The sequence below is a fragment of the Limnovirga soli genome, from assembly GCF_013106755.1.
Taxonomy (GTDB): domain Bacteria; phylum Bacteroidota; class Bacteroidia; order Chitinophagales; family Chitinophagaceae; genus Limnovirga; species Limnovirga soli.
Genome location: NZ_WHPF01000004.1, coordinates 69,100 through 93,845 on the forward strand (window position 1 = coordinate 69,100; position 24,746 = coordinate 93,845).

The 24,746-nt window shown below is 36.9% G+C and carries 16 protein-coding genes, 1 tRNA gene and 1 pseudogene; 15 read left to right on the plus strand and 3 right to left on the minus strand.

The genetic code is table 11. From position 1 onward, the window contains the following. The first annotated feature begins 6 nt into the window (after positions 1–6). From GD597_RS06030 to GD597_RS06040, 3 genes are all read left to right on the plus strand, one after another. Positions 7–1,641, plus strand: a complete 1,635-nt coding sequence (locus tag GD597_RS06030; protein WP_171606932.1) for a beta-N-acetylhexosaminidase — start codon at positions 7–9, stop codon at positions 1,639–1,641. 337 nt (positions 1,642–1,978) lie between these two features. Further along, positions 1,979–3,886, plus strand: a complete 1,908-nt coding sequence (nagB, locus tag GD597_RS06035) for a glucosamine-6-phosphate deaminase (protein WP_171606933.1) — start codon at positions 1,979–1,981, stop codon at positions 3,884–3,886. Between the two features lie 94 nt (positions 3,887–3,980). Beyond that, positions 3,981–4,057: transfer RNA gene (locus tag GD597_RS06040), tRNA-Arg, on the plus strand. A gap of 733 nt (positions 4,058–4,790) precedes the next feature. On the opposite strand, the pseudogene GD597_RS22185 reads toward GD597_RS06040, so the two are convergent. The 3 genes and pseudogenes from GD597_RS22185 to GD597_RS06055 all read right to left on the minus strand — a co-directional run. Further along, positions 4,791–5,570 (minus strand): annotated as a pseudogene (locus GD597_RS22185) (recombinase family protein); the annotation flags it as partial. Between the two features lie 219 nt (positions 5,571–5,789). Then, entirely contained in the window at positions 5,790–6,587 is a 798-nt protein-coding gene (locus GD597_RS06050) for a hypothetical protein (RefSeq protein ID WP_171606934.1), read from the minus strand. A gap of 244 nt (positions 6,588–6,831) precedes the next feature. Further along, entirely contained in the window at positions 6,832–7,353 is a 522-nt protein-coding gene (locus GD597_RS06055; RefSeq protein WP_171606935.1) for a hypothetical protein, read from the minus strand. A 501-nt stretch (positions 7,354–7,854) separates the two neighbouring features. Between GD597_RS06055 and GD597_RS06060 the strand changes: the two genes are divergently transcribed. The 12 genes from GD597_RS06060 to GD597_RS06115 all read left to right on the plus strand — a co-directional run bounded on the left by GD597_RS06060 (position 7,855) and on the right by GD597_RS06115 (position 24,687). Then, the gene (locus GD597_RS06060) at positions 7,855–10,632 is read left to right on the plus strand and encodes a type I restriction endonuclease subunit R (RefSeq protein WP_171606936.1); all 2,778 of its coding nucleotides are present in this window, start codon (positions 7,855–7,857) and stop codon (positions 10,630–10,632) included. A 172-nt stretch (positions 10,633–10,804) separates the two neighbouring features. After that, positions 10,805–11,488 carry a hypothetical protein gene (locus GD597_RS06065; RefSeq protein WP_171606937.1) on the plus strand — a complete coding sequence of 228 codons (684 nt, stop codon included), beginning with the start codon at positions 10,805–10,807 and terminating at the stop codon, positions 11,486–11,488. Next, positions 11,481–12,737 (plus strand): restriction endonuclease subunit S, encoded by a 1,257-nt coding sequence (locus GD597_RS06070; protein ID WP_171606938.1) that lies wholly within the window; start codon positions 11,481–11,483, stop codon positions 12,735–12,737. The genes GD597_RS06065 and GD597_RS06070 overlap by 8 nt, the downstream gene beginning before the upstream one ends. A 14-nt stretch (positions 12,738–12,751) precedes the next feature. Beyond that, a complete protein-coding gene (gene qatA / locus GD597_RS06075; RefSeq protein ID WP_171606939.1) occupies positions 12,752–14,620 on the plus strand; it encodes a Qat anti-phage system ATPase QatA in 1,869 nt (622 codons plus the stop codon). Between the two features lie 7 nt (positions 14,621–14,627). Continuing rightward, the gene (qatB, locus tag GD597_RS06080) at positions 14,628–15,566 is read left to right on the plus strand and encodes a Qat anti-phage system associated protein QatB (protein WP_171606940.1); all 939 of its coding nucleotides are present in this window, start codon (positions 14,628–14,630) and stop codon (positions 15,564–15,566) included. Between the two features lie 2 nt (positions 15,567–15,568). Then, positions 15,569–16,912 carry a Qat anti-phage system QueC-like protein QatC gene (gene qatC, locus GD597_RS06085; RefSeq protein ID WP_171606941.1) on the plus strand — a complete coding sequence of 448 codons (1,344 nt, stop codon included), beginning with the start codon at positions 15,569–15,571 and terminating at the stop codon, positions 16,910–16,912. Then, entirely contained in the window at positions 16,909–17,658 is a 750-nt protein-coding gene (gene qatD, locus GD597_RS06090) for a Qat anti-phage system TatD family nuclease QatD (protein WP_171606942.1), read from the plus strand. Before qatC ends, qatD begins: the two co-directional genes overlap by 4 nt. A gap of 122 nt (positions 17,659–17,780) precedes the next feature. Next, entirely contained in the window at positions 17,781–19,919 is a 2,139-nt protein-coding gene (locus tag GD597_RS06095; RefSeq protein ID WP_171606943.1) for a hypothetical protein, read from the plus strand. 23 nt (positions 19,920–19,942) lie between these two features. Then, positions 19,943–20,131, plus strand: a complete 189-nt coding sequence (locus GD597_RS06100) for a type I restriction-modification system subunit M N-terminal domain-containing protein (RefSeq protein WP_171606944.1) — start codon at positions 19,943–19,945, stop codon at positions 20,129–20,131. Between the two features lie 299 nt (positions 20,132–20,430). Continuing rightward, positions 20,431–21,645: a hypothetical protein gene (locus GD597_RS06105; protein ID WP_171606945.1), complete on the plus strand. Its 1,215-nt coding sequence runs from the start codon at positions 20,431–20,433 to the stop codon at positions 21,643–21,645. Positions 21,646–22,062: 417 nt separating this feature from the next. Further along, the gene (locus GD597_RS06110) at positions 22,063–23,184 is read left to right on the plus strand and encodes a Fic family protein (RefSeq protein WP_171606946.1); all 1,122 of its coding nucleotides are present in this window, start codon (positions 22,063–22,065) and stop codon (positions 23,182–23,184) included. Positions 23,185–23,190: 6 nt separating this feature from the next. Beyond that, positions 23,191–24,687 carry a type I restriction-modification system subunit M gene (locus tag GD597_RS06115; RefSeq protein ID WP_171606947.1) on the plus strand — a complete coding sequence of 499 codons (1,497 nt, stop codon included), beginning with the start codon at positions 23,191–23,193 and terminating at the stop codon, positions 24,685–24,687. The last annotated feature ends 59 nt before the right edge of the window (positions 24,688–24,746 follow it).

Sequence of the window (24,746 nt, forward strand, 5' to 3'; positions counted from 1 at the left end):
AGAAATATGAAACAGTTGCTTTTTGCCATTTGTACATTTTTTGTTTTGGCTGTTAATGCCCAGGAAATAAATATAATACCACAACCAGCTTCATTAAAGCAGGGTACAGGAAGCTTTACTATTAGTGCTACAACCAAAATTATTTTAGCCGGAAGCGGTACTGAAAAAAGTGCCGCATTTTTAAATGCGTATTTAAAAGCATATTATGGATTTGAGTTAAGTACTACAAAAGCCAAACTGCCGTGGAAAAATGCCATTGTACTTAATTACGACCGTATGGATAATGGTTTGCCTGGCGCATACAACCTTACAGTAGATAAGGAGAAAGTATATATAGGTGGCGATAATGAGCAGGGTGTTTTTTATGGTATTCAAACCTTATTACAATTATTACCGGTACAACCAGCAGCAGCTTTGGCAATACCCAATGTAACAATAGCTGATGCACCAAGATTTGCATATAGAGGCTTAATGCTGGATTGTGGCCGCCATTTTTTTAGTGTTGATTTTGTAAAGCAATACATTGATTTTATTGCCATGAGCAAGATGAATACGTTTCACTGGCACCTTACTGAGGATCAGGGCTGGCGTATAGAAATAAAAAAATACCCATTATTAACCCAGGTGGGCAGTTGCAGAAATGGTACCATTACAGGTCATCACCCTGGCACAGGCAACGACAATATCAGGGATTGTGGATATTATACACAGGAGCAAATAAAAGACATTGTAAAATACGCGGCCGACCGTTATATCACCGTAATTCCCGAAATTGAAATGCCGGGCCACTCATCTGCAGCCATTGCAGCATACCCACAATTAAGCTGTTTCCCTACTCAATCAACTGCAATTGCAAAAAAAGTAACATGGAGTGGTGATTCAACTGGTAAGCATGTGCAGCAAAGCTGGGGCGTTTATAGTGATGTGTTTTGCCCATCAGAATACACTTTTAATTTTTTACAGGATGTGTTGGATGAGGTAATGGCATTGTTCCCATCCACTTATATTCATATTGGTGGCGATGAATGTCCTAAGGAATATTGGAAAATTTCTCCCTTTTGTCAGCAATTAATTAAAGACAAGGGTTTAAAAGATGAGCACGGATTACAAAGCTATTTTATTGGCCGTATAGAGAAATACCTGAACGGCAAAGGCCGCCAGATAATTGGCTGGGATGAAATTCTGGAAGGAGGCGTAGCACCCAATGCAACTGTAATGAGTTGGCGCGGCGAAAAAGGTGGTATAGAAGCCGCAAAACAGAAGCATCAAGTGGTAATGACGCCTACTACTTATGTGTATTTTGATTATGCACAAACAAAAAGTGAAGACAGCCTCGTAATTGGCGGTTATTTACCTGTAGAAACAGTGTATAATTATGAGCCACTTCCCAAAGAGTTAACGGCTGATGAGCAGAAATATATATTGGGTGCACAGGCCAATGTTTGGAGTGAATATATGGCCAACCCCGGCAAGGTAGAATACATGCTTTTGCCCAGGCTGGCTGCATTAAGTGAAGTATTGTGGAGTACGCCTCAAAACAAAAGCTGGGCTGGTTTTACTACCCGCCTGCAAACACAGTTTAAAAGGTTTGATCTTTGGAAGGCGCATTACAATAAAAAGGGCATTAATAAAGGCGAGTAAAGCTTAATTGGATACCGGATTCAGCATATTATGGCATAGCCTTTTGTTTTGTATTTGCTGATTCGTTACGCAAATACCTCACTTTTTCGTTCGGGTTACATGGCAGCATTATACAGCCAGAAATGAGGGAAGTTGTAAATTGTAAATGCAATAGCCTGGTTGCCTTTATATGTATTTGTTTAGCTGCATTAAATTACTGCAGCACAAGAGTGCGACGCAAGTAAAGTAGCATAGTAAATTAGTAGCCCGGCTCAAAATAATTAGCAAATCAAACGATTGCATTCTGCAGAATGCTTTTGAAACAATATTTTTGAACGTAAAATAAAACCACTTCAACATGAGCAGTATGGTAGACTCCTTTGAAAAAATTCCATGCGAAATTTTTGGAAACAGTAAAGAAGGCTCCCGTTATGTAGCCCGGGAAATTGCTGATTTAATTAAACAGAAACAGGCGCAAGGCCAAAAATGTGTACTGGGTTTAGCCACAGGCTCAACACCCATAACCATGTATGCCGAGCTGGTACGCCTGCACAAGGAAGAAGGCCTTAGCTTTAGCAATGTAGTAACTTTTAATCTGGATGAGTATTACCCGCTGCAGAAAGATGCATTTCAGAGTTACTGGAGTTTTATGCATCGCCATTTATTTAATCATGTAGATATTGATGCTGCAAATATTCATATACCCAATGGTAGCTTACCTAAAAGCGAAGTAAAGAACCATTGCCTGCAATACGAGCAAATGATTGCCGATGCCGGTGGTATTGATTTGCAGGTATTGGGTATTGGTAATAACGGCCATATTGGCTTTAACGAACCAGGTGCCAGCATTTTCTCGAAAACAAGGTTAATTAACCTTGAAAACAGCACCCGTATTGCCAATGCACGTGACTTTCAAAATATTGCCCGGGTACCAAGGCTGGCATTAACAATGGGAATTAGCACCATTATGAATGCCAAGCGCGTAATTCTAATGGCCTGGGGCTTAAAAGCACCCATTGTAGCCAAATCGGTTGAAGGCCATGTAACTGACCAGGTGCCTGCCAGCATTTTGCAGCAACATAATAGCTGCACTTTTGTATTAGACGAATTATCGGCAGCAGAGCTTACCAGGTTTAAATCGCCATGGTTAACTGGCGAGATAGACTGGACACCTTCTATGACAAAAAGAGCGGTGGTAAATATGGCGCTGAAACTGGGCAAACCTGTATTAAGTTTAAGTGCACATGATTACAATGAAAATGGATTAGGCGAGTTGTTGGTAGAAAAGGGCGATGCCTATGAGGTAAACCTGCAGGTGTTTTATTTATTAAGAGATAGTATTACAGGCTGGCCTGGTGGCAAAAAAGAATTTAACCTGCCAACACACCCTGAGCGTAGCGAACCTTATCCAAAAACCTGTGTAATATTTTCTCCACATCCGGATGATGATATTATTAGCATGGGGGGCACTTTTATGCGACTGCACGATCAGGGGCACGATGTGCATGTAGCCTATCAAACCAGTGGTAATATTGCCGTAACAGATGAATTTGTAACACGTTTTCTTGACTTTGCTGTGGGATTTGAAGACATGTTTCATATGGATAATAAGCAAAGTCAGCAAATACTTGCTGATGCACAAAAATTCCTATCTACCAAACAGGCCAATCAAATCGATACTGCTGAAATCAGGGCCATTAAAGGATTAATAAGAAGATGCGAAGCCAAAGCAACCTGCAAATATGTGGGCCTGCCAGAAGGTAACTGGCATTTTCAAAACCTGCCTTTTTACGAAACCGGCACCATTGAGAAAAAACCAATGGGAGAGGAGGATGTTGTGATTACCATGGCTTTACTGCGCAAATTAAAGCCGCATCAGGTGTATTGTGCAGGCGATTTAGCAGACCCACATGGTACGCATAAAGTTTGCCTGGATGTAGTATTTGAAAGCCTGAAACGCATAAAAGCCGAAGGGGATGAATGGGTAAAAGATTGCTGGGTTTGGCTGTATAAAGGCGCCTGGCAGGAATGGGATATTGATGCTATTGAAATGGCAATTCCCATGAGCCCCGATCAGGTAGTTAAAAAACGCTTTGGAATATTTATTCACCAAAGCCAAAAAGATGCTGTACCCTTTCAGGGAAGTGATAGCAGGGAGTTTTGGCAAAGGGCAGAAGAAAGAAATGCTGCAACAGCCAATGCCTATGCTGCCTTGGGTATGACAAAATATGCCGCCATGGAGGCATTTGTAAGGTGGCATTTTTAATTGAATAAATTTTAGGGTAGAATTTTTGATTCTCAGTTTAAGCTCCTATATTTGCAGCCCGAATTAAGGCATAGATGCCTAAAACGGGTTGTATGGCTGCGTAGCTCAACTGAATAGAGCATCTCACTACGGATGAGAAGGTTTTAGGTTTGAATCCTAACGCGGTCACCACATAGGAAGGAGCAGCATTTTTGCTGCTCTTTTCATTTTTGGAATCGCTGAAACCCTTACCAGCATTGCAAAGCAGCGTTAGCAATTCACTCTCTTTTACGGTTTGAAACTCATTATTTACAAATACCAGTTTTTCTGGGAACATCAAACCAAGCATTTTCTGTTTATTATCCAACGATGCGGTAGAATAATAATAATTTAGGTTGCTCATAAGTGAAATATTGTATTTTACATATTCCTTAAACCCACTGTCAGTACTTTTTAACTCCAGAATCCTGCTTTTATAATTTGCACAAATCATAGCGTTATTTTCCTTCATTCTATTATAAGCAAATTTGTCTAGGTCCCCTTTTACAAGTGACCGGGCGGCATCGTCCATAAATTTTGTCTCTTCTGTTAATTTGGCTTCTAATTTCTTTATTTCTGCATCCCTATCCCCCTCATTTGTTTTAAATACGTCTTCAATTACTGCTAAATACAAGGCCCCAACTTCTGATTTAAAGGAAATATCTGACAGCCATTTGAAAAAATTTTCATGTAAATCATTGCTCTTAAATCGCTCATTACAACCTTTTGTGCAGTGATAGTAATAGTAAGTGCCGCCATTTCCTTTAGAACTGCTACCCGTTAAATTTTTGCCGCATTTAGAACAAACCATAAACCCCCTCATGGGGTATTCATCCTTTATTCGTGCATGTTTTGTGGTAATCTTCTTTTTGCCTGCCAGCACATCCTGAACCTCATAAAACAATTCTTCAGTTATGATTGGTTCATGTATTCCAAGAACGATTTCTTCGGGTTCATCGCCATAAGCTTTAATTCTTAATTTGCCACAGTAAATAGGGTTTCTTAAGAGTAGCCAAAATTGGTTTCGGCTAATCTTTAAGCCCATTTTATATAATTCCTTTCTTAGAACTTCTATTTGATAAATTCCAGTAGCAAATAATTCAAAAGCCTTTTTAACTAATGGCGCTGTTTCACTATTATGAGTAAGTAAAGGCCGGTCAGAAGCATCTTTACTATTCTTAAAACCAATCGGGGCAATACCTAAATACCTACCCTGTTTCATGTTCTTGCGCATGCCATTGGAGGTATTCATAGACCTTCTGTCGTTTTCTATTTCAGGGATGGTTAAATAGAACGATAAAAGCATTTTTTGTTCAGGTATTTTAAAATCAATTGGCTGTTCAATAGCATTAATCTCAACACCAAGTTTAATAAGCGTCTTAATCATTTGATAAGCCTCTGGAGCATTTCGACTAAACCTATCCCAACGTAATACCAATATCTTTGAAACAAGCCCCTTATTGGCTTTAAGGAGGATAAGTATTTTGTTCCATTCTGGCCGGTTGTCAAAACTTTTTGCGCTAAAATCCTCTGCATAATACTTTACAACATTATAACCAGTCAATTCGCAGTATTGATGTAGCCTATCCTTTTGAAAAGGGATGCTTGAGCCTTTTTCCGCCTGTTCATCAGTGCTAACCCGAGCGTATAGCAGTACGTTTGCCATCACTTTTATTTTTGAGATTATTAAAAAGTTGATATTCCAAATTAGCCAGCTTATACAGCTGATGTCTGATTTGTTTTATATCATCATCACTATGATTCTTACCTGTTGATTGTAAAAGTTTTTTACATTGTTCAATTGAAAGCATTTTTTAAATAAGCGCCTTCTTCTGTTTTTTGCAGTAAGTATAGCCGTTCGTAATAGTTATTCATTTTTTGAATTTTAATTGTTATGGAAAACCTTTTGATACATGCGTTTAATAAAAGCATCTTTTCCCTTCTGTCTTTTTATAATTACAGTTTGGTCGCTTTTTTCATTCATTATTTGTATATACTTTTTCTCATTGAGTGGCACATGTTCGCAAAACTCTGCTGAGTGAATATCACCATTCTTTGTTTTAATTGTAACCTCTGTTAAGTGCCTGTTTGTATGTATGGCATTAAGTAGCTCTTTTTCCTGAGCCGAAACTGTAATGTTGTTAGGCAAGTTGTTACTCAAATCGAAGTCAGGTAAGGCTTTCTTTAATATTTTGTGTAGCCGGATGTTGATGTAAAAGTCTTCTTCGTCGCAATTGTAAAATGTTTCCATTTTCTCACAACTTATTATTTTGCCATTGCCAGTTTTGGTAACCATTAAACATACTGGTAGCTTGTTTTGCAGGCAATAATGTAAACAATATTCCAATAGGGCTAAATTGGTATTGTATTGTTCATCTATGGCAGATAAAAGCATTTCTGTTTTCTCTATTTCGTTATCAGAATATCCACAATCCTTTAAGTAAATTACTATGCTACACCAAACCACTTGCAAAGGAGTAAGAAACAACGCGTCTGTAAGAGTTGACTTATCAACATTAAATGCTGGAAATCTATTATTTTCAATCATTATAAAATTTGCAGTATGTAGTTGCTTTTGTGTTTTTGTTTCTGATTTAAAGTATTCCTCAATTTGCTTTTCAAAAGAAGGTAATACAACTTCTATTGTTTGTCCGGTTGGTTGAATAGTAAAAATTTTGCTCATTGTATATACATTTATCTCTTTCTTTACTACCTTTGACAGTATAAACGAAAAGGTAGTTTTACATTATTTAATTAACCTTTAACAGGTTTTATTTAAGGTCGTTAAAAAGGCTCAAGCTGAATCAAACTTCCAATAATCACCTTTCATGGTGATTATTACATGTTAAACTAACCGCCTTTTGTTTTAATCAATTAAACCATTTGCAAACAAGTTGTAGGAGACCTATTGCAGATGGTTTTTTAATTTACCAGGATAGTTTCTTATCCCAATCTGGCACGTGTTCATTTTTTAATTCGCCATCCACAAACCAAAGCGGGTGACCATAATAATATCCCTTCATTTTAAACTCTTTAGGTTTATAAGCCGTAATCAGGTTGTTTTTTACCATAGTTGATACAATATTGGAAATAGCAGCATGTAATTTTTCAGTGGTATATGCTGGTTCATATTCCTTTATTCCATCTACTATTTGTGAAATTGTAACTACTGTATTCTTGTATTTCATAAAGGCTTTTATCTTATCCTGCCAGGTTTTGTCCTTTGGATAACTAAAACTCGTGATACTTTCAGCACTATTCTGATTTTTAATTATAGATAAATCTGGTGCTCCCAATTGAGTAAACGCCTCTATACCTATTTTTATCTTTTGAATTGAAATGTCCCTTATTTCCTTTTCTATAAGGGCATTCTTTTCTTCTTCCAGTAATTTAGCTAGTCTTAATTTTAGTTCTTTGAGTATCTGGCTGTCGGAGATTTGGTCAGACATATTATTGCTATTTAAAGCAAAGGTAAAAGAAGTATATAAATTAAAATAAAAATAAGTTATAAACAAGTGAATAAGAAAAGTAACTTTTTTCCCTAAAAGAGAAATTTTTTTTATATAGGTATGACTACAATTAGGATTATTAATTCACAGTAATAAAGCTCAAACTATTGAAAACAACCTTTGTAAAGCAAGAAAGGAGGGTTGGGCAGCCTTCCAAAAACCCTTTAACCAAAGATGTTTTTTAGCACCAGGGTAATCCGCTTTTATACATCTTTTGCAGCTAATTTAATTTTTCAAAAGTGCTGGCTCAATAAAGCACCAACCGCACAAGAGTGCGACGCAAGTAAAGCTGAATAGCGACAATACTGCCAGGTACATAATGATATTCCAATTATTCGCTAATATGCTGCGGGGTTTGCTTTGCAATCTGGTACCAGTAATTATTTAAATGCAATGCATGGTGCATTTAAAATTGTTTTATATATTAGCTTATTACGTACCATGAACCAGACCCCCGAACAATTTGCCCGTGACCTTATAGACTCCCAGTTATTGCGGAGTGGCTGGCTTATACAATCTAAACATCAAATTAATTTAAATGCCGCGTTAGGTGTTGTTATCAGAGAATACCAAACGGATATTGGTCCGGCTGATTATGTGCTGTTTGTAAATAAACAACCCGTTGGTATTATTGAAGCCAAAAGGGCAGAGGAGGGTTTGCATTTAACCATACATGAAGACCAAACCGAAGGCTACCGCACTGCTAAATTGAAATACCTGAACAACCAGCCACTGTTCTTTGGCTATGAAAGTACAGGAGATATTACGCGGTTCACCGATTTTCGTGATCCCAAACCCAGAAGCAGGCCTGTTTTTACCTTTCATCGCCCGGAAACTTTGCTGGAATATTGCAAACAGGAAAAATCATTAAGAGCCAGATTGCAGGATATTCCGGCTTTACCAGAATTAGGTTTAAGGGATTGCCAAATACTTGCCATTAATAAACTGGAGCAATCGTTTAAAGATGCCCGGCCCAAAGCCTTAATACAAATGGCCACCGGCTCTGGTAAAACCTTTACTGCCATTACATTTATATACCGCTTACTAAAATTTGCCAAGGCAAAACGCGTTTTGTTTTTGGTAGATACAAAAAATTTGGGCGAACAGGCTGAACAGGAGTTTATGGCCTATGTGCCCAATGACGATAATAGAAAATTTACTGAATTATATGGTGTTACCAGGCTAAAAAGCAGTGCTATACCCACTGATAGCCAGGTGTATATCAGCACCATACAAAGAATGTATAGCATTTTAAAAGGCACAGAGCTGGATGAAAGCGCCGAAGAAATGAACCCCAATGAATTTCAGCAAAGGGAACCGGCACCTGTAAGCTATAACGAAAAAGTACCAATAGAGTTTTTTGATTTTATTGTGATAGACGAATGCCACCGCAGTATTTATAATTTGTGGAAACAGGTACTGGACTATTTTGATGTGTTTCAAATAGGTTTAACAGCCACACCAGATAACCGCACTTTTGGTTATTTTAACCAAAACCTGGTAAGTGATTATGGGTATGAAAAAGCGGTTATTGATGGGGTGCTTGTGCCTTATAATGTATTTACCATTGAAACAGAAATTACCAAAAACGGCAGCATAATAAAAATGGGTGAAAAGGTAGATAAAAGAGAAAGACTCACCCGCCGTAAATTTTGGGAAAGTGTGGATGAAGACATTGAATATAGCGGCAATCAATTAGATAAAGACATTGTAAACAAAAGCCAGATACGCACCATTATAAGGGCCATAAAAGAAAACATGCCCGCCATGTTTAACGATCGTATTGCTACAGATGGAAAATTTGAAGTGCCCAAAACATTAATCTTTGCCAAAACTGATTCTCACGCCGAAGACATTATTGAAATTGTAAGGGAAGAATTTGCCGAAGAAAATAAGTTCTGCAAAAAAATTACTTACAAAAGCGATGAAGATCCCAAAACTGTGCTCAGTCAGTTTCGCAACGACTATTATCCACGCATTGCGGTAACGGTAGATATGATTGCTACCGGCACCGATATTCGTCCGCTGGAAATATTGGTATTTATGCGGGATGTAAAAAGCCGCAGCTATTACGAGCAAATGAAAGGCCGTGGCACCCGTACCTGCAGCCTGGAACAATTAAAAGCCACCGGCACACCATCTGCCAAATTTACCAAAGACCATTTTGTAATTATTGATGCCATTGGTGTGGAGAGCTCTCAAAAAACTGATAGCCGCCCATTAGAGAAAAAGCCCGGCATGAGCCTGAAAGACCTGTTGCAAAACCTAGCCATGGGCAATACGCAGGAAGACATTCTAAGCACATTGGCCAACCGCCTCATAAGGCTGGATAAACAGATCAACTCTGCCGAAAAAGCAAATTTTTCGGCCCAGGCCAATGGCCAAACCATCAGCCACGTGGTAAAAGAATTATTAAATGCGTACGACCCTGATACGGTGGAAGATTTAAGGCGAAAAATAGAAGGTGAAAACAAAGGTGCATCTCCGCAGCAAATAGATGCACAATGTAGCATTCAGCATGCACAACTTATAGAGCAGGCCACTGCCGTTTTTAGCAATCCGGAATTGCGCAATTTTATTATAGACGTTCGCAAAAAATACGACCAGGTAATTGATGCCATTAACATAGACACCATAACCAATATAGGTTGGGTAAAAGATCAGGAAGCCGCTGCCAGCCTTACCATCAGCAATTTTACGGCATGGATACAGGCACACAAAGACAAGATAACCGCCCTGCAAATTTTTTATGGTCAGCCCTACCGCCGCAGGGAACTTACTTACAAAATGATACGTGACCTGTACGAAAAATTAACCACCGAACAACCCCTGCTAAGTCCAATGCATGTGTGGCGGGCATACGAGCATTTGGGCCAGGCCAGTGGCAGTGCCAAAAACGAACTCACCGCATTGGTAAGTTTAATACGCAATATCACCGGCATTGATGGCGCACTTACGGGCTATGATAAAACGGTGGACAAAAATTTTCAGGACTGGGTATTTAAAAAACAGGCTGGTGCCGCCACCAAATTTACCGAAGAACAAATGCAATGGCTGCGCATGATAAAAGAATATGTGGCCGGCAGTTTTCATGTAGACAAAGAAGATTTTGAACTGGACCCCTTTAATAAGCAGGGCGGCCTGGGCAGGTTCTATCAATTGTTTAAAGAGGATTATGAGAAAATATTGGAAGAATTGAATGAGGTGCTGGCAGCGTAATTATCTGAATGGCGATTGATGTAGTTACAGTGATATTTATGAATAAAACATAATAGAAATTAAATCACGGTAATTATGCAAATCAAAAAAATTATGGTTCAAACAATTTTATTACTATTAATCATCCTTGCGTCGCACTCTTGTACTGTATAACTAAATTGAAAAAATTAATATGAATTGGATAAGGAAAAATAAATGGACATTTTGGTGGTTACTATTTGGTGTATTTGTAATCATATTTATATTCTATATTATTGAACATATTTCAAGGAGCGATTTTAATAGCGCGTTGCTTCAATTTGGTTCAATCATTATCCCATTATTTGCTGCAATAATTATTATGCTTCAGAATAATGAGCAAATAGACAGATCAACAAAAATTCAGTTAGATCATTTACAGAAATTAAATGATCGCGAAATCGAGGAACTGCAAAAGTTATTTCAGAAGCAGATTGATGTTCTGACTGAAAATACAAATAAACAAATTCTGGAGTTTAAAACAATGACAAATGAACAGATTAAGTCATTGCAAGAAAATACAAATAAGCAAATTTTAAGTTACACCGAACAAACACAAAAAGTAATTGATGAGCTTTCAGATAATGCGATTTTGTTAGGTGAAATCTTAAAAAGGGAACTTGAAAAAGGAATACAACATGCAAATCAGCAAATTAAGGATGCTGAAAAAACACTTGAAGAATTAAAAGGGTTTATTCTTGGAAGGTCAGAGGAAGACAAAGCTCAACAGATAAAACAGCAAACATCATTTATAACTTGGTGGAAGGGTTGGAGAGATAGGCTAAAGAGAAAACACAAAGCATTATTGGAAACATTTCAAGAAGACTTAAATGGATGACATAAATAAAATATTGCCAAAAGATTGGAAATGGTTAAAGTTGGGAGAAGTATGTAATACAACAAGCGGAGGAACGCCGAGCAGAAGAGAATCTAAATATTATGATGGAAATATTCCCTGGGTGAAATCTGGTGAATTAGATAGAGGAGTTATCACAGATACGGAAGAAAAGATTTCAGAAGATGCTATAAAAAATTCAAGCGCAAAGATATTTCCGAAAGGAACTTTATTGATTGCATTGTATGGAGCTACAATTGGGAAGCTTGCATTTCTTGGTGTTGATGCAGCAACTAATCAGGCCATTTGTGGCATTTTTCAAAATGAAAAAATTAGTTCCGCTTTTTTATATAATTATCTATTTTTTAAAAAACGAAAATTAATCGGTCAAGGTATCGGTGGGGCACAACCAAATATTAGCCAGACGATATTAAAAAACTTAGATATTCCTCTTCCTCCCAAACCTACCCAAGAAACAATGGTTTCCAAAATTGAAGAACTCTTTAGTGAGTTGGACAAAGGCATGGAAAACCTGCGTACAGCCCAACAGCAACTAAAAACCTACCGGCAGTCTGTATTAAAATGGGCATTTGAGGGAAAGCTAACCAATGAAAATGTAAAGGAAGGTGAACTGCCGAAAGGGTGGAAAGAAGTTCTTCTTAAAGATGTATGCAAAATTATTGGAGGAGTAACCAAGGGAAAAGACTTCAAAGGAAAAGAAACAATTCATTTACCATATCTACGTGTTGCTAATGTTCAAGACGGCTACCTAGATTTGAATGAAATCAAATTGATTGAAATATTGCCATCCGATAAGGGAAAATATCAACTCCTATTCGGTGATATTTTATATACTGAAGGCGGTGATAAAGACAAATTAGGAAGAGGAACTATTTGGAAAAATGAAATAGAAGATTGCATACATCAGAATCACATATTCAGAGCAAGGCCACTTTCAAATGAGGTTGCTTCAATGTACATAGCTTATTTTTCGCAAACAAGGGTTGCAAAGAGTTATTTTTTTAAACATGGTAAACAAACAACAAACCTTGCTTCAATAAATCTAACAATCTTATCGAACCTTCCAATACCTCTTTGTGCATTTAAAGAACAAAATAAAATCGTTCAAGAAATCGAAAGCCGTCTCAGCGTAGCCGATAAAATGGAAGAAAGCATCACCCAAAGCCTGCAACAGGCAGAGGCGTTAAGGCAAAGTATTTTGAAAAAAGCATTTGAAGGGAAACTCATTTAAATAAACAGATTATTATGTGGAATGACAAAGAAACGGACGTCGACTTACTTGGTCACGACAAGATTGCGCAGACAATATTGGAAATTATTAATGACAATCACCTGCGACCATTAACAATTGGAGTTTATGGTGATTGGGGCGTTGGAAAATCTTCAATTTTATCACTGTTGCAGGCAAAAGTATTATTAGAAAAACAAGCCAGTGTTTCTAAAATTCATTGCATCCTTTTTAACGGATGGTTATTTCAAGATTATGAGGATGCAAAAACTGCTTTGATGGAAACAGTGGTCACAGAGCTAGCGAGATTACAGCCAAGAAACGAAAAAATTCAAAAACTTGCAAAGTCTTTATTTAAACGAATCAATTGGCTTAAAGTTGCAAAGGTCTCTGCTGCTGCGGCAATGACTTTTGTTACAGGATTACCTGCAACTACTTTATTAGGTCAAATGGGAGGATGGATTAATAAGGGAAAAGAGTTGATTGGATGTAAGGAAGGAAAAGAAAGTGCAACAGATGAAGAATCTTTTTTAAAAGAGGAGGAGGAAGAATCCGTTACTCAACAAATTGAAGCTTTCCGTAAAGAATTTAAGAAATTGATTCAAACTTCTAAAGTTGATCATATAATTATACTTGTAGATGATTTAGATCGTTGTTTACCTAAATCTGTTATTGAAATATTGGAAGCTATTCGATTATTTCTTTTTGTTGAAGGCACGACTTTCGTATTGTCTGCTGATGAAAAAATGATAGAGTATGCAGTAAGGGAACACTTTCCTAACCTCCCATCAGACTATCAGGAATACACCAAAAATTATTTAGAAAAGTTGATTCAAATACCAATCCGGATTCCTTTATTGAATAAAACGCAAACTGGAAATTATATTAAATTATTGATGCTTCAACACCATTTAAAACACAATTATGTTCAGTTGAAAAGTGTTTATGAATATTATAATAAGCAGAAGAAAAGGCCGTATGATGCAGTCGATCTTTCTTATGAAATTATTTCTGCAGCAATTGGATCAGATGCAACAGAACTGAAAGAAACATTGCTGGTTGCCGACCAACTAACACCTACACTAGCATCCGGTCTTAAAGGAAATCCAAGGAATATAAAAAGGTTTATGAATACACTTTTCTTAAGAATGAGAATTGCTAGGATTTACGGATTGGAAGAAATCGTTAGAATGAATGTACTTGCAAAACTTATGTTACTAGAAAGATTTCAATCAAAAAGATTTGACGCATTAGTAGATGAAGTTACAACAACTATTAATGGTATTTCCTTGACGATAGAAGCGCTTGAAAAAAAGAAATTTGAAGGAAAGGAAGCGAGCACCGAAGGAACTAAAACGCCTGACAAAGAAGATGTGACATTCAGAGAATGGCTATCACTTGAACCCGTTATAACATCTGTTGATCTCCGACCCTACATATTTATTTCTAAGGAAAAAGCTATTGGTTTTGATGCTAGTTCTCTTTTCCCTGAGAATTTGCAAAAAATATATGAAATGTTAAATAGCCATTCTGATCTTGGACTACTTTCAGCTGAAAAACAACTTGCGGATATATCAACAAAAGAGAGAGTAATGCTTTTTGATAAGCTTGAATCAGAAAGTCGGTCTTCAACAGATTTAAAGAATATTCCCGATCCAATAAATGGATTACTTCGAATAATCAAAATTGAAAAATCTCTTGAAGAAAGATTTGTAGGTTTATTAGTCTCTTTCCCTCCTTCGGAATTAGGCCCTTGGGTAGTAACAGAGTTGAGTGGCATAAAAACTGAAGGTGCTAAAGAAAAGGTGAAAGCACTTTTTAAAACATTCGAAGGGCAAGAACAAAATAGAACATTGAAAGCAGTAGCAAAACAAGCTTTAAAATAAAAGTTTTATGGGTACATCAAGTTCAGGTGGTGGAGCTGGCGGAGGGAATCCGCTTATACCAAGTTGGATTGACAATGGGAATTTACTGACACCTCAAATATTGCCGCAGGAGGCTAATCAACCGGATCAGGATATTCCAGAGGGAGATCCTGCTGATTCGGAAAATCAATACGAGAATAATGGAGTGCCAGATTCGAATGGGGAGAGTGCTACAAATGTGAGCCCTTCAGGAGAAGGAATTGAAATGGGTGGAAATAATCGATATACTACACCTAAAAAACAGTTCAATAAATATGCTCGAAGTGGGGGAACTAACATTGCATATTTAAAACAAGCGTTAAGAAGTTATAGTAGAAATGCTGCTGGTAGTTCTACAACTCTTGCAAGAAGAATGCAGCCCTCAGCATCACGAGTGGCAATTTTCTATGAGACCATTGATAATATTCGAAGAAAAGGTACGGAGACGGCGTTAACTGAATTTAATCTTACTGCATACGTAAATCAACCTTTACTTAACACCTTATCTGCAATTGGTGAATTGATATTTACACATACAGGTAAAGTATACGAAGATACTCAGGATGATAGCATTACTAAAGCTGCTTATGCAAATACAGTGATGCGTATTTGTGAAGATTCTCCTGATATGGATTTAAATAATTTAAGTAATGATCAGGTAGAAGTTATGATGGCAGTTTTCATTGAAGAAACAATTGCCCAAAGAGTCATTAACGATATCGGAAATCAGTTTACAGAATCAACTACAGATATTGTGACCCTACTTGAAATAGAAAATGGTATTTACCAAATTGTAAAGGGAATGGTTCGGAATCAAATAATGCCTGAAATAAGTGCTACAAAACGGGGCGACAAACAAAATCTTGAACGAAATATTGAAAACATTTACCGAACTGCCTTCGATGCCATGGCAGGATCAAATGATTAACTATGGGAAAATTTGCTTTAATAACAAAACTAGGTGATGAAGATGCAGGAGTGAATCTGAATGAAAGCGGTAATTTAAAAACTGCTACTCTTAAAATGTTTACCAGCACTGCAGGGGTAAGTGTTCATGCCCTACTTACAAGCCTAAAAAGGCTAAAGCTGGAGCCTACTGAAATAGCAATGGATCTTCTTGTTGTTGCAAGCAGCATGTACGCAGCTGATACAAGAATAGATAGAAAAACATTTGCAGAAGATTCATGGACAAGAATCATAGACCTTTATATACCCGTAAGCGAACCCGATCTCTGGGACAATCAAAAAGATAATTTACAGAAAATTTTTCGCTTCTTAACTGGAGATATATGGACTTTATATTTTCGCCCAAGAACAAATATGCCAATTCTTTCTCCCAGGGGCAATCGCAAAGCTTATAAAATGCCATACGAAACAGATACCGTATGTTTGTTTTCTGGTGGGATGGATAGCTTTATTGGAGCAATTGATTTATTGGAAAGCGGTATTCGACCTCTTTTGGTCGGGCATGCAAAAAGTGCAGACGTCACTCCATACCAATCAAAATGTGCAGCGGCTTTAAACAATCATTATAATGAAAGAAGGCCAGAAAGGATATATGCATATTTAAGTATACCGAAGGAAGATTTATTCGGAAGCATAGATAATACTGAAAGAGGTAGATCATTTCTTTTTTTGACATTAGGAAGTATTTGTGCTTCTTGTTTAAGCTCAGCGCCAACTTTAGTGATTCCCGAAAATGGCATGATTAGTTTGAACCTGCCGTTAACGCCACTTCGTGTGGGTTCTCATAGCACCCGAACGACACATCCATGTTATCTGTTGATGATGCAGGAGTTATTTACGCAATTGAGAATGAATGTGCGCCTACATAATCCTTACCAGTATAAAACTAAAGGAGAAATGCTTATTGAATGTCATAATCAAGCATTAGTTGTAAATACTGAAACAATGTCTTGCAGCCATCCTGCAGCGGGACGTTATCATGGCGGTGTCGGCAGCTCAAATAGACATTGTGGGTATTGTGTTCCTTGTATAATTCGTCAAGCATCTTTCCATGCAGCGGGGCTGCTGGATGCATTTCCATATGGCACCGACCTTCATTCAACTCCATTAGACATAAGAACGGCTAAAGCAGCGGATGTAGTGGCATTTAAATATATGATTGAAAAAGTCCGACGTCATCCGACTTATTTAATTGCAGCAATCAGAAATACTGGACCATTAGGGGTGAATGTTCAACCTTATTTAGATGTCTATAATAGGTCTTTAAATGAAGTTGAACAATTTTTAACTGGAATTACACTAACATGAGTTATTATGTAGATGCACACTGCCATGTTGATTTATTTAAAAATATTCAGCAAACCTGGGTAGGCGAAGATAGTTTGCCAATAAAAACGATAAGTGTTACGAATGCTCCATTTATTTATGAACCATGTAAAAGCCTTTTTGCAAATTCAAAAAATATTAGAGTTGCCTTGGGCATGCATCCTGAATTAGTAGAGCAATATGGATCACAATTGAATTTATTTGAAGAATTAATTGATAGTACTAAATATATAGGAGAAATTGGTTTAGATGGATCTCCAAGGTTTAAAAAAAGTTGGGACTATCAAAAAGAAATATTTATTGAAATACTTAAACTTTGTAACGAAAAGGACAAAAAAGTACTTACAATTCATTCTCGTAATGCTGCGAATGAAACAATTCAATTAACATCCAAACACCTGGGAAATTCTAATTGTCGGATAATATTTCATTGGTATAACGGAGATCAAAACGATTTGAAAGTGGCTGTTCAAAATGGTTATTATTTTTCAATAAATCATAAAATGATTAATGCTGAAAAAGGGAAACAAATAATCATGGCTATACCAAATCACCTTTTGTTAACTGAAACCGATGCCCCTTTTACTTTTGACAATGTTATTAAAACAAGGGTACAAAGCCTAAAAGCGACAATTGAGGGGATTTCTGCAATTAAAAAAGTAGACTTTTTACCAACTAAGGATCTCATTTATAATAACTTTAAATCTCTGTTAGAATTTGTGAAATGATAATGTCGCCAATATTATGTAATAATACAAATCCTTCATAAATAGAGGTAATAAAAAAATTATTAAAAAGCAGACTCCATTAAAGAGATAAATTAACTAGTAATTGTCAATAATTACTCAATATGAAATTAAAAGAAATTTTTGCTAATACACACGGACTATTCATGCCCCTAAATCCAATTTGGAACTTAACTTTAAATGATGTGGAGTTGTCTGATTTGGAGCTAACTATTTCCCTCAATATGGAACGGTATTCCAAAGCAGATAGTCAGGAATTTAAGAAAATTTCTATCGAACTTCTAAAGGATATTTTAAATGCTAAAAACGCAGTCGATGTATATGGACGTATAAAGCTAAACTTTTTACAGTTTACGCAAAGTTATCAGATTGCAAGATTTTATAGCACTAAAGGTTTATTTTCTGACTGCCATGATTGGCTTATATATGCATTGACTGATGAGATTAACTATGGTGCGGAAATGGATTTCCAGATAGGAAGGCTTAATGATTTTTTAAAATCAACAAATCCCTACATTTCTTCGGAGGCTATAAATACAATGCTCGAGTTTTCTTCAACCCTATTCTATTACGCTTGGCATCGTGGAGGGTTAGTAGATTTTGCAACAATTGTACTCGAATTCATGCTCAAACTGATTTGTCATCTCCTTACAAACGGTATACCGAATTTTGTTCTTGAGGATTTACTAATCACTGCGGCGTCGAATGCTTTGGCTTTTGCAACTAATTTCAAAAAAGAAGGATTGAAGGGCTTAGCAGAGATCCTTGCAAATCATTTTGAGAAAACGGAAAGTGCTGAGATTAAAAAACAAATATCTCTTCAATTAGCACATGCAGGCGCAGAATTTACCGATAAAGTTTCTTTAGACTGGTGTTCAATTGTGCTCACAAATTATTCAGATTTATTGGTTGGTGGTCAATTGATGCAACTACTCTCTTTGTACTATTTTCATGATATCGGCAAACTTGATCATGAGTGGAAGAGGTTCGAGGAAGCTCTTGGACAATACAATAATTCAATACATGAAATGGACCAGCTTTTGTTAAAGTATGAAAAGGCTAGATTATTTGGTGTGTTGAATGGACTTGTAATGAAATGTGTGGAAAAAAGAAGGATTGATCTAGCAAGTAAAATCATAACTGAATTTTATTGCATTGATATTGGCAAAAGAATATCTTCTGACCAGTTATTTGTGATAGCCACCTATAATCACGGGGTTTTGATTTCTTCGTCCCATCAAACATTTGATTTTGGTAAAGAAACACCTGAAGATATACTTGAACTATTCTATCAAACAAATCGGTTCCTAAGTACTAAAATAGCAGTCAACAACTATTCAGATTTCGTTTTAGAAGAGCCCAAAACTCATGGAGTGCCCGTAAAAGATCAAGGAAAGGATTTTGAGAAAAGACTTACTGGACACTATAAATTTTCAGCACTTACAGAGATGAAATTAGACGCATTAAAATCAATAGTCGTAATTCCAGGATTTCAACATCCTGTTCAGCCATTAATGATAAAAGCCATTGGGAATACAATTCCTTTAGCAGGATCTTTTGAAATAGCAAATAAGAGGAGAATAGTTAGCAAAGTTTTGTTATGGTGCTTTGGTACTAGAACAAGTGATTTAGAATTATCGCTGACAAAAAAAATGTTTGAAAATGCTGGTATTGTGGTGGATATAATAAATATACTAAAAGCAAATAAGCAGGACTTTATTGATAAATATAAATCACCAGAGTATGACTTAATTTGGGTTGGTACCCATGGAAATTACGATCATTATACGCCTCACATTAGTAAAATAGAAATTTTGCCTGAAGACCATATTGAACTTAAGGACATCCTAGGATTGATTCCAAATACTGATTCACAAAGGTTATTATTTTTGAACATTTGCGATGGAGCTACTGCTTCGACTTTAAATGGTGTCTATGATATTGGTTTTGGCGCAAGTTTATGTAATAGTAATCAAGCAGTATTATCCCATATTTGGATGGTAGAAATTGATTATTCTTTCATCTACGGTGTTCTTTACGCTCATTACTTAATTGCTGGCGATGATTTTTTTCAGGCCTACGAAAATGTAATTAAAGCCTTTCTAAGTGGGAAATCCTTTATTATAAAACTCTTAGGTATTTATCATCATCTTGACGAAGATTTAATGAAGCATTTAAATAAGCTCGATGATGAAATAAATGAAAATATTTATTACTGGGGGTCAAGTATATATTATCAATAATTTATTTATATCACATAGAATATATGAGCAATAATAGTTCTGCCAACACCTCCATCATCGTCTCCAAAGTCTGGGCCTTCTGTAACACCCTCCGTGATGATGGCGTAGGCTATGGCGATTATTTGGAACAGTTGACTTGTTTGCTGTTTTTAAAAATGGCAGATGAATACACCAGTTGTTCCAAGTCTTCCACAGGGTGCCTTGTAACTTAGGATTTAAACCTTTCTATGAAAGGAGTTATTGAAAATTTTTTTATTATTGAATTATTTTATTTGCGTTGATAGTTGATGAGATATAATCTGAACGTACAAGAGCGCGACGCAAGAGGAGATGCCATAAAAATATATGGCACGGCCCATTAAACAATGGGTTTAAATATTTTATAGCACAATTTGGGTAAAAGTTAGATGCAATTCCTCAAGAGACATTCAATTGGTAAGGGCTTCAGGAAAAGCTTTGTAAGTAGGGCGTTTGAGAAAAATTGGTAAACATGTAAACTAAAACTAGCAATATGAAAGTAGGTATTTATATTGACGGCCTTGGACAGTCTGTAACCAATGAATCGCTGGTAAGCTACTCAACACGCCTTAAAAATGAGTTTGATTATCACAGTACAGGCGTAACACATGAATTAAAAATTGAGAAGATAAAGTATGCCAACAACCGTGAAAGCAATGTAGCCAGTATTATAGAACATAAAAGTGGGGTAGCAACTTTGTTGTATAAATTATATGAGTTTAGGTATGGTGATATCATGACAGATGATTACAAAAAGCAAAATTTACTTTTAAAGAGTGGCTATTTATTTAGCCTGGTAATTAAAAAGTTCCCGGTTGTAATTAAAGGTTTTTTTGGTAAAAAAAATTATGCTCGTCCGTTTCAAACCTTTTATATTTTCTTTCTGTTTTTAATAATTGCACTGGCCATACTTTTTATGGTGCCTGCCATTATTACCGTACTATCTAATTTTTTCCTGGAAAAATCGGTAACAGATTTTATTCAGTCACATACCTGGCTACAATCAATAGGTGTATTTCTACATATTAATGCCACAAATATGAAGTCCTTTTCGGAGTTTTTTGTGTCTATTATCTCTATTATTTTGCTTTTAGCGCCACAGGCCAATATTATTATTACCAGTCTTGCTACCGAGTTTGTATGTGCCCATAATTATCTTCAGTTTGGGCGGCAAAACCAGGATATACAGGGCAACCTTGACCAATTGGTAGAATATATTACCGAACATGAAACAAATGCTGAAATACATATTCATGCATATAGTTTCGGGTCGTTAATTGCCATAGACTACTTATTTCCCTTTGGAACAACTCCCTCCGGCAATAAGCTGGACAGAATGAAAGCCTTAATAACCATCGGCACCCCATTTGATTTTATAAGTACTTATTATGAAAATTATTATTCGGAGAGAAGTACTATAATGGAAAGCAAGGTTAGCTGGCTAAATGTATATTCCATAGCAGATGCACTGGCCAGTAATTTTCGCAAAGATGAATTGAGTGGAGCCGCTCAATATGGGTTAACCAGCCAGCGTGTGATACCTATTAATGTGAATTATGAGGTGGTAAAAATTAATCAATACAACCTTAGCAGTTTTATTTCTTTAAACAGTTTAAAAGCACATGGTATGTACTGGAGTTCTACCACAAGTGGCGCCAGCTGTTTACATCCTATATATCTTAAAATGAAAGAGTTGGGTTTGGTGTAATTTTAGTTTAAATCCTGCAATTAACCGGCTAAATTGGTTAAGTGTATTTTATCTACTGTTTTTAAAAATGGCTGGTGAATATAGCCGGCCGCTACACTGTAGCAATATGCCCATCCCTACAAAATACAATTGGGAAAGCCTGACCAAAAAAAAATTGGTGATGGGTTAGAAGTACATTACAATTACCTGCTGAAGGAGCTGGTATTAAAAATAGCAGGGCAAAAACTTACCTGCAACTGATAAAAAATACCTGAGCCGGGTATTTTCGATAATGTACAGCCTGGTGAAATTTATAACTGATAACCAGCTATTTAGATGAAATTAAACTGAAAAGTTAGTTTACAATTTCTTTATCTTGTAAACTAACTCTGTATTTAGTATACATTTGTGTACTGAATGTAAACTAAAAATTGAACCATGGCTATAGGCAAATTAATAAAGCAATCTGAAGGCTATACGGCCTTTATACCAGATGGGTTTCCAACTGCTGCATTGTTGGATTTTCCGGCTGAGATTTTAGCCAAAGCTGCAACCGCCGAGCGGTTAATTGGTAAATTAGACGGCATTACGCATGTATTACCGGATGCTGATTTTTTTCTTAGCATGTATATTGTAAAAGATGCTACCAGTTCTGCACAAATAGAAGGCACCAGGGCTACCATGATGGATGCATTGGAAATGAGTGCCGGGGTAAATGTAAAGGATACCGATGCGGATGATATTCTCTATTATATAAAGGCATTAAACTACGGTACAAAAAGATTAAAAGAGTTCCCTTTTTCGTTGCGCTTTTTAAGGGAACTGCATAAAGAATTGATGACCGGTGCAAGGTCAAGTCATTTTGCTGATCCGGGAGAATTTAGAAAATCACAAAACTGGATTGGCGGCACTAGCCTGCAGAATGCATCATTTATACCTCCCCCAGTTCATGAAATGAACAATGCATTAAGTGATTTTGAAAAATTCATTCATAACACCACATTAATGCCGGTATTACAAGCGGGCATATTACATGCACAGTTTGAAACCATTCACCCTTTCCTGGATGGAAATGGAAGGGCGGGCAGGTTATTAATAACCCTGTTTCTTTTTGAAAGAGCTATCCTGGAAAAACCGGTACTTTTTTTAAGCAGTTTTTTTAAAAAACACCAGCAATTATACTACACTAAGCTGAATGCTTATCACAATAATAAAACCAAAGACTGGTTGCATTTTTTCCTGGATGGTGTAATTGAAACTGCTAATGAAAGTATCAACACCTCTAAGAAAATAACAACGCTTCGGGAAGATGACATGCGTAAAATACAAGCCCTTGGTAAGAGGGAAGCAACCAGCGGGGTACTGTTTTTACAGCATTTATTTAAAAATCCCATTACCAGCAATGCTAAGGTTGCGGAAACCATGCACTTTACAAGGGCAGGTTCAGCGAAATTAATTGAACGGTTTGTTGACTTAGGTATTTTGAAACAATTGGATGAAAACAATAAATGGGGAAAGACCTATATCTACAAAAATTATGTAAGCATTTTTAATGAATAAAAAATTATGAGCAGCAATTCTACAAACACTTCCGGCATCGTTTCTAAAGTTTGGGCCTTCTGTAACACCCTGAGAGATGATGGCGTAGGCTATGGCGATTATTTGGAGCAGTTGACTTATTTGCTGTTTTTAAAAATGGCAGATGAGTACAGCCGGCCGCCGCATAGTCGAAATATGCCCATCCCCACAAAATATAATTGGGAAACACTCACCAATAAGAGCGGTGATGAGTTGGAGGTTCATTACAATAACCTGTTGCGGGAGCTGGCAAAAGAAAAAGGCATATTGGGCCAGATATTTACCAAGAGCCAAAATAAAATAACCGACCCTGCCAAGCTGTACAAATTGATTGCGCTTATTAATGCAGAGCAATGGGTGCTGATGGGTGTAAAAGACAAAGGCGATATTTACGAGGGTTTGCTGGAGAAAAATGCAGAAGATACCAAGAGTGGTGCTGGTCAGTATTTCACGCCTAGGCCACTTATTAAGGCGATGGTGGAGTGTTTGCGCCCTGAGCCTATGAAAACCATTGCAGACCCTGCATGCGGCACCGGAGGCTTCTTTTTAGCCGCTTACGACTGGATGACGGACAACAATGACCTGGATAAAGCCGCGAAGCAGTTTTTAAAATACGAAACTTTCTTTGGCAACGAAATAGTAGCAGGCACCCGGCGCTTGGCATTGATGAATTTGTTCCTGCATAATATTGGTGATATAGACAGTGAAAACGTAATGATATCTCCAAATGATTCTTTGATTGCGGCTTCTGAAACCCGATACGATTATGTGCTGGCCAATCCACCCTTTGGCAAAAAAAGCAGCATGACCTTTACCAACGAAGAAGGCGAACAGGAAAAAGAAGACCTCACCTACAACCGACAGGATTTTTGGGTAACCACCAGCAATAAGCAGCTCAACTTTGTACAACATATAAAGAGCATGCTTAAAACAACGGGCATGGCGGCAGTGGTGTTACCAGACAATGTATTGTTTGAGGGTGGGGCAGGAGAGACGGTTAGAAAGAAATTATTGGAAACCACCAATCTGCATACCATTCTGCGTTTACCCACTGGTATCTTTTATGCCAATGGTGTAAAAGCAAATGTGTTGTTCTGGGATGGGAAGCCCAGCAGCAAAGACCCCTGGACAAAAGAAATATGGGTATATGATTACCGAACCAATATTCACCACACACTAAAGAAAAATCCTTTAAAGCTTGATGACTTAAAGGATTTTATTGACTGCTACAATCCAAAAAACCGTAACAAACGTAAAGCAACCTTTGATGCCGTTACTAACCCCGAAGGCAGGTGGAGAATGTTTACCTACGATGAAATTATTGCAAGAGATAAAACGAGTTTGGATATTACCTGGTTAAAAGATCAATCCCTGGCAGACCTGGATAATCTTCCTGATCCGGATGAACTGGCTTTGGAGATTGTAGAGAATTTAGAGGCAGGGTTGGAGAGTTTTAGGAATATTATTGAGCAACTGAAGAAGTAAATTTGATGGCAATGAAATTAAGTAGTTGCAATTAAAACACACAAATATTGAATAACTAA

Coding starts and splice junctions, on each gene's coding strand:
- GD597_RS06050 (WP_171606934.1), bottom strand. CDS start 6,587: ATGAGCAAAATTTTTACTATTCAACCAACCGGACAAACAATAGAAGTT.
- GD597_RS06115 (WP_171606947.1), top strand. CDS start 23,191: ATGAGCAGCAATTCTACAAACACTTCCGGCATCGTTTCTAAAGTTTGG.
- GD597_RS06110 (WP_171606946.1), top strand. CDS start 22,063: ATGGCTATAGGCAAATTAATAAAGCAATCTGAAGGCTATACGGCCTTT.
- qatA (WP_171606939.1), top strand. CDS start 12,752: ATGTGGAATGACAAAGAAACGGACGTCGACTTACTTGGTCACGACAAG.
- GD597_RS06095 (WP_171606943.1), top strand. CDS start 17,781: ATGAAATTAAAAGAAATTTTTGCTAATACACACGGACTATTCATGCCC.
- GD597_RS06065 (WP_171606937.1), top strand. CDS start 10,805: ATGAATTGGATAAGGAAAAATAAATGGACATTTTGGTGGTTACTATTT.
- GD597_RS06055 (WP_171606935.1), bottom strand. CDS start 7,353: ATGTCTGACCAAATCTCCGACAGCCAGATACTCAAAGAACTAAAATTA.
- qatC (WP_171606941.1), top strand. CDS start 15,569: ATGGGAAAATTTGCTTTAATAACAAAACTAGGTGATGAAGATGCAGGA.
- nagB (WP_171606933.1), top strand. CDS start 1,979: ATGAGCAGTATGGTAGACTCCTTTGAAAAAATTCCATGCGAAATTTTT.
- GD597_RS06060 (WP_171606936.1), top strand. CDS start 7,855: ATGAACCAGACCCCCGAACAATTTGCCCGTGACCTTATAGACTCCCAG.
- GD597_RS06105 (WP_171606945.1), top strand. CDS start 20,431: ATGAAAGTAGGTATTTATATTGACGGCCTTGGACAGTCTGTAACCAAT.
- GD597_RS06030 (WP_171606932.1), top strand. CDS start 7: ATGAAACAGTTGCTTTTTGCCATTTGTACATTTTTTGTTTTGGCTGTT.
- qatD (WP_171606942.1), top strand. CDS start 16,909: ATGAGTTATTATGTAGATGCACACTGCCATGTTGATTTATTTAAAAAT.
- GD597_RS06070 (WP_171606938.1), top strand. CDS start 11,481: ATGGATGACATAAATAAAATATTGCCAAAAGATTGGAAATGGTTAAAG.
- qatB (WP_171606940.1), top strand. CDS start 14,628: ATGGGTACATCAAGTTCAGGTGGTGGAGCTGGCGGAGGGAATCCGCTT.
- GD597_RS06100 (WP_171606944.1), top strand. CDS start 19,943: ATGAGCAATAATAGTTCTGCCAACACCTCCATCATCGTCTCCAAAGTC.